The organism is Enterococcus sp. 3H8_DIV0648, from assembly GCF_002140655.1.
In the GTDB taxonomy this organism is placed as follows: domain Bacteria; phylum Bacillota; class Bacilli; order Lactobacillales; family Enterococcaceae; genus Enterococcus_A; species Enterococcus_A hulanensis.
This window is the reverse complement of the sequence record NZ_NGLG01000001.1, coordinates 3,255,109-3,260,270: the sequence shown is the minus strand read 5'-3', so window position 1 is coordinate 3,260,270 and position 5,162 is coordinate 3,255,109. Positions and strand designations below refer to the sequence as shown.

The following is a 5,162-nucleotide window of genomic DNA, read 5'->3' as shown; positions in this document are numbered from 1 at the left end:
ACTGTTGTAACTTTTTATTTTTTTAATTAGATAGCTGACTCATTCTAAACTTTATGAACTTACAAAAATTTTCTTATAGAATAAATTGGTCAGTTCACTCAACTCTTTAAAGTTTTATGACATAAGCTATTTTTAAAATCTGCCTCTTCCATGATTTCCTTTAAATATTTAATAGAAAAAGTCGTTATCAACACTGCACTTCCACCAACTTGATCCGTGATATGCTTCAAAAACCAAGAATTTGATTTACTCTGTTTTCTCACAAAACTTAACTGTTCAAAGCGGCATAATTAATAGCCGTATCTAAAAAGTTTCCTCCCAACTCCACATATTTTGATAACATTAAATGAGCAGTATCCGTATCCAATTTTGTTCCAAAATTAATCGTTCCTAAACCAATCTCACTCACCTTTAAATCATTGCCTATTTTTATTTTATCCAATTCATTCCTTCCTTTTCCTAAGTATAAGAGCCGCTTTTACAAGGTACAAGAAGGTACTTTAAAGTGGCATACTCACAAAAAAGTAACTAAAGTTTGACGACCCAAAATTGACGAAAAAAATGCTGACCCAGCATCTGAAGAAGTTGCAACAGGTTCAGCAGGTCAAAGTCATTGCTGAGAATATGGAAATGCTGGAAGCCTTTATTGATGAAACGATGCGCTTCGGTACACCTTCCCCCCTATCGTCCTCTCATCAGCCACGAATGATACGGTTTAAATCAAACAGCCGCTCAGAAAAAAAATGAAATGAAAAAAAACACCTAAAGCAACAGAATCTGCCTTAGATGTTTTCTCGTATTTGTTTGCTTTAAGCCGCGCTCGTAATAAATCGAAGATGACGGCTTTAACGCTTATTTGTATTTTTTCTTCAAGTAAATGTAGAAAGGAATACCTAACGCTGTGATCACGATACCGACCATTGCCAATTGGAACTGGTTAATCAGGGTCATCACTAGGATGAAAATTCCGCCGATGATCGCAACGATTGGAATGATTGGGTAAAGTGGTACTTTATAAGGACGAACCAAATCTGGTTCTGTTTTTCTTAATTTGATTACTGCGATAAATACTAATGTGTAGAAGATCCAAATGACGAATACCAGCATGTCAGTCAGCATATCGAATCCGCCGATCATCATCATACCGATAGCGATCACTAATTCTAGGATACCTGCAATGTAAGGAACGTGGTTTTTGTTTAATTTTACTAATTTATCTGAGAATGGTAATTGTTTTTCAAGTCCCATTGTGTAAGGAAGACGCATACCTGTCATGGTGTAGCCATTGATCGTTCCGTATACCGAGATCAAGATACCGATCGTAACTAATTTACCGCCCATGCCGCCGAAGATTTTTCCAGCAACATCCATCGCCGCATTTTCGTTACCTGCTAAAGCAGACATATCCAATGTACGTAGGAAAGCGAATTGTACTAATAAGTAAACGACCATGATCCCTAAGATTCCGCCAGCGATGGCACGAGGCAAGTCGCGCGCTGGTTTTTTCAATTCGCCGGCGATATTTCCGACGTGAATCCAACCATCATAAGCAAACATTGTTGCTAATAGACCGGCACCTAATGCTGGGGCAAACCCGCCAACCGCTGGTCCTGCTTGGACTGGGAACAAGCTGACTGAGACATCTCCTTGGCGCATCAAACCGAAGATAACGATCAATGCTAGAGGAACTAACTTACAAACTAACGTGATTGATTGGAACATCCCGCCGGCCTTTGAGCCTAGGAAGTTGATCAACATGATTGACGCCGCAGCGACGATCGCGATCGGAATGATCGTTGCATCGCTCATACCGAATAAGTTCTTGAACTGAGTGGCAAAAATAATTGATAAAGCGGCTACGTTTGCTGGGAAGTAGATAACTACTTGCGCCCAACCAAGTAAAAAGCTCCAAAATTCTCCATAAGCACGTTCGATGTAGCGCAGCATCCCGCCGGTTTCTGGAATTGCTGCCGCTAATTCCGCACCTGTTAATCCCGCACAGACACTGATCAATCCGCCTAGGAACCAAGACAACATATGCAAGCTAGTTGACCCGGTTACTGCAGCAACACTGGCTGCTTTAAAGAATACCCCTGCTCCGATTACAGTACCCATTACTGTCGAAAGAGCCGGGAAGAATGTCATCGTTCGTTTTAATTCACCTTGTTGTGAACCAACGACGTCTTGTTGGTTGACTGCCATAATATTTCCTCCTTATTGCGAAGCGATTTCTTGTTCACTTCTTAACTTGATCTTTAAAACAAATAATTGAAGTTATCGAATAAGAGAAACAGAACAAAAAATTGCGATATACCAAGTATTTAATAACTACCTTCATTTGTTCGGTCATTATCTTAACACGAGGAAAGAAAAAGGGAAACGTTATTTTAAACATTTCCTTTTTTCTTATTTCCCCCTCATGTTCTATTAAGAAAAACTAGCCGTTTTATGAATTTACTTTATCAAAAGACACTTTAGTTTCGATGCCTTCTGCCTTAAATTTTGCTGATAGTCTTTCTAACATTTCATCCGTCATTTTGTCTAAATCAAAGCTTGGACTGAAGTCCCATTCTTTGCGTGCATCGCTGTCGTCAATGGAGTTAGGCCATGAATTTGCGATTGTTTGGCGCGCTGGATCAACGTCATAGTTCAATTCAAAGTCTGGAATACGACGGCGGATTGAAGCCGCGATTTGTTCTGGTTCAAAGGCCATCGCTGTGATGTTGAATGAGTTGCGGTGTTCCAAACGGCTTGCATCCGCATTCATTAATTTCACGATTCCTTCGATTGCATCATCCATATACATCATGTCCATATATGTTCCTTTATCGATAAATGATGTGTAAGATTTGTTTTTTAATGCTTCGTAATAAATGTCTACTGCGTAATCTGTAGTACCGCCGCCAGGTTCTACTTTATATGAGATCAAGCCTGGGAAACGGACGGAACGAGTATCCACACCATATTTTGTATGATAGTAGTTTTCCAATAATTCACCGGCTACTTTTGTTACACCATACATTGTAGTTGGGTGCATCACAGTATCTTGCGGTGTATTATCTGGTTCAGCATCTGGTCCATAAGCTGCGATTGAAGATGGTGCGAAGAATTTAGTTTCTGGTCCGATTTCGCGAGCCACTTCTAAAGCGTTCATTAAACCAGTCATGTTCAAGTTCCAAGCAAACGCTGGACGTTTTTCAGCTGTAGCAGAAAGTAATGCTGCCAAGTGAATGATCGTATCAACTTCATAGCGTTTTGCCATATCTAAAAAGTTTTCGTAATTGGTTACATCTAATTCTTCAAATTGACCATTTTCAACAACTGGGCTGCCTTCAATCGTACGAATATCGGTTGAGATGACATTCTTAACACCTAGATCTTTACGTAGTCTTTCTGTTAATTCTGAACCAATTTGTCCTAATGCGCCTGTGATCAATACTTTTTTCATGGATGTGACTTCCTCTCTCTTTAGCTTAATTTTGCTTTTTTATTTGATGATGTTTAATTCTTTGCCGACTTTTTCATAAACTTTGATTGCGTCGTCTAACATTTCTTTTGTGTGGCCTGCGTTTGGCATGTTACGAACACGGCCTGTGCCTAGTGGTACTGTTGGGAAGACGATTGGTTTTACGTAAACACCGTTTTCCAATAATTTCTTAGAAAATTCTTGTGCTAATCTTTCATCGCCAACGATAACCGGAGTAATCGGTGTTTCAGAATGACCGATATCGTAGCCGATTCGTTTCAATTCATCTTTAAAGTAATTCGCATTATCCCAAAGTTTTTCAACATATTCAGGATGCTTTTCAATCAAGTCAATCGCTTCAATACTTGCACCAGCAGCTCCAGGTGTTAATGAAGTTGAGAATAGGAACGGACGCGCTTGTGATTTCAACCAAGTGATCAATTGTTTTGTTCCGGCTACATAACCGCCGACAACGCCGATCCCTTTTGATAATGTTCCCATTTGGAAATCAATATGATCTTGCATGCCAAAATGTTTAACTGTTCCGCGGCCTTTACCCATAACTCCAGTTCCGTGAGCATCATCGACGTAAGTGATTACATTGTATTTTTCGCAAATTTCAACGATTTCAGGAATCTTCGCTACGTCGCCGTCCATTGAAAAGACGCCGTCGGTAATATACATTACTTTGTTGTATTCGCCGCTTTCAGTCGCTGCTTTTGCTTTGGCTTCTAAATCTTCCATATCTTGGTGGTTGACGCGGATGATTTTCGCGCCGGATAAACGACAGCCGTCAATGATTGACGCGTGGTTCAATTCATCTGATAAAATTGCATCGCCTTTTTTCATAACTGCTGAAATGGCACCCATATTACAGTTAAAGCCAGATTGGAAAGCAATGGCTGCTTCTGTTCCTTTGAACTCAGCGATTTTTTCTTCTAGTTTTTGGTGGATGTCTAAAGTTCCATTGATCGTCCGAACCGCTCCTGCACCTGCTCCATAGTGTTTCGTTGCTTCCACATCTGCATCGATCAGCTCAGGTCGAGTAGCAAATCCTAGATAGTTGTTAGATGCAAGGTTGATCATTTTTTTGTCATTAACAGTAATGATTGGACCATTGCTTCCTTCTAACACATCGATTGTATTGAACAATCCTTTCTCTTTTAAATCTGCCAAGTTCGTTTCAAGAAATTGGTCAAGAACTTTTGAACTCATAACGATTCTCCTCCGTATTGATTATTGCGCAATTGAAGTTGTTATTTTTTAGCTTTAAAAAAATGAACAGCTGATCAATTTGTTTGCGCTTTCCTTCTGTACACCCATAGTTTATGCGGGATTGATAACGTTTACAACTTTAAGCCTCGACAATTCTTTGAATTATCATAGAAGTTAGAATCTTTCTAATCAATTTTATTTAATAATTCTAAATTTAGTTTTTGGGTTGAGAAATCCCGCTCATTTTAGCGATTGGAATTGGCAAAATACAACGTGTCTTCTTTCACAATAGGCGAGTAATAATGATTTTAAAAAAATTCAGATCGGTGAAAACGCTTATCTGACGTTTTTAATCTTTGCTTTTTTCTACGCTCTTTTTCTCACAATAAAAACTCTGTTTTTTAATTTTCAATAAAGAGAATGAGTTTTTATTGCCCGGCGAGTTTCTAATCATTTCCAAATAAAACGCGATTTTATTTTC

At 39.1% G+C, this 5,162-nt stretch carries 5 protein-coding genes; 1 reads left to right on the top strand and 4 read right to left on the bottom strand.

Annotation, left to right across the window (positions count from 1 at the left end):
* Positions 1–268: 268 nt before the first annotated feature.
* The gene (locus tag A5875_RS23295) at positions 269–442 is read right to left on the bottom strand and encodes an aldo/keto reductase (RefSeq protein WP_141108308.1); all 174 of its coding nucleotides are present in this window, start codon (positions 440–442) and stop codon (positions 269–271) included.
* A 107-nt stretch (positions 443–549) separates the two neighbouring features.
* On the opposite strand from A5875_RS23295, the gene A5875_RS24160 reads away from it, so the two are divergent.
* Positions 550–747 (top strand): hypothetical protein, encoded by a 198-nt coding sequence (locus A5875_RS24160; protein ID WP_088934336.1) that lies wholly within the window; start codon positions 550–552, stop codon positions 745–747.
* 105 nt (positions 748–852) lie between these two features.
* Here A5875_RS24160 and A5875_RS15020 read toward each other — a convergent pair whose 3' ends face one another.
* From A5875_RS15020 to A5875_RS15010, 3 genes are all read right to left on the bottom strand, one after another.
* Positions 853–2,202 (bottom strand): APC family permease, encoded by a 1,350-nt coding sequence (locus A5875_RS15020; protein ID WP_088934335.1) that lies wholly within the window; start codon positions 2,200–2,202, stop codon positions 853–855.
* Between the two features lie 244 nt (positions 2,203–2,446).
* The gene (locus A5875_RS15015; RefSeq protein WP_088934334.1) at positions 2,447–3,448 is read right to left on the bottom strand and encodes an NAD-dependent epimerase/dehydratase family protein; all 1,002 of its coding nucleotides are present in this window, start codon (positions 3,446–3,448) and stop codon (positions 2,447–2,449) included.
* A gap of 39 nt (positions 3,449–3,487) precedes the next feature.
* Positions 3,488–4,681 (bottom strand): glycine C-acetyltransferase, encoded by a 1,194-nt coding sequence (locus A5875_RS15010; RefSeq protein WP_088934333.1) that lies wholly within the window; start codon positions 4,679–4,681, stop codon positions 3,488–3,490.
* Between the last annotated feature and the right edge of the window lie 481 nt (positions 4,682–5,162).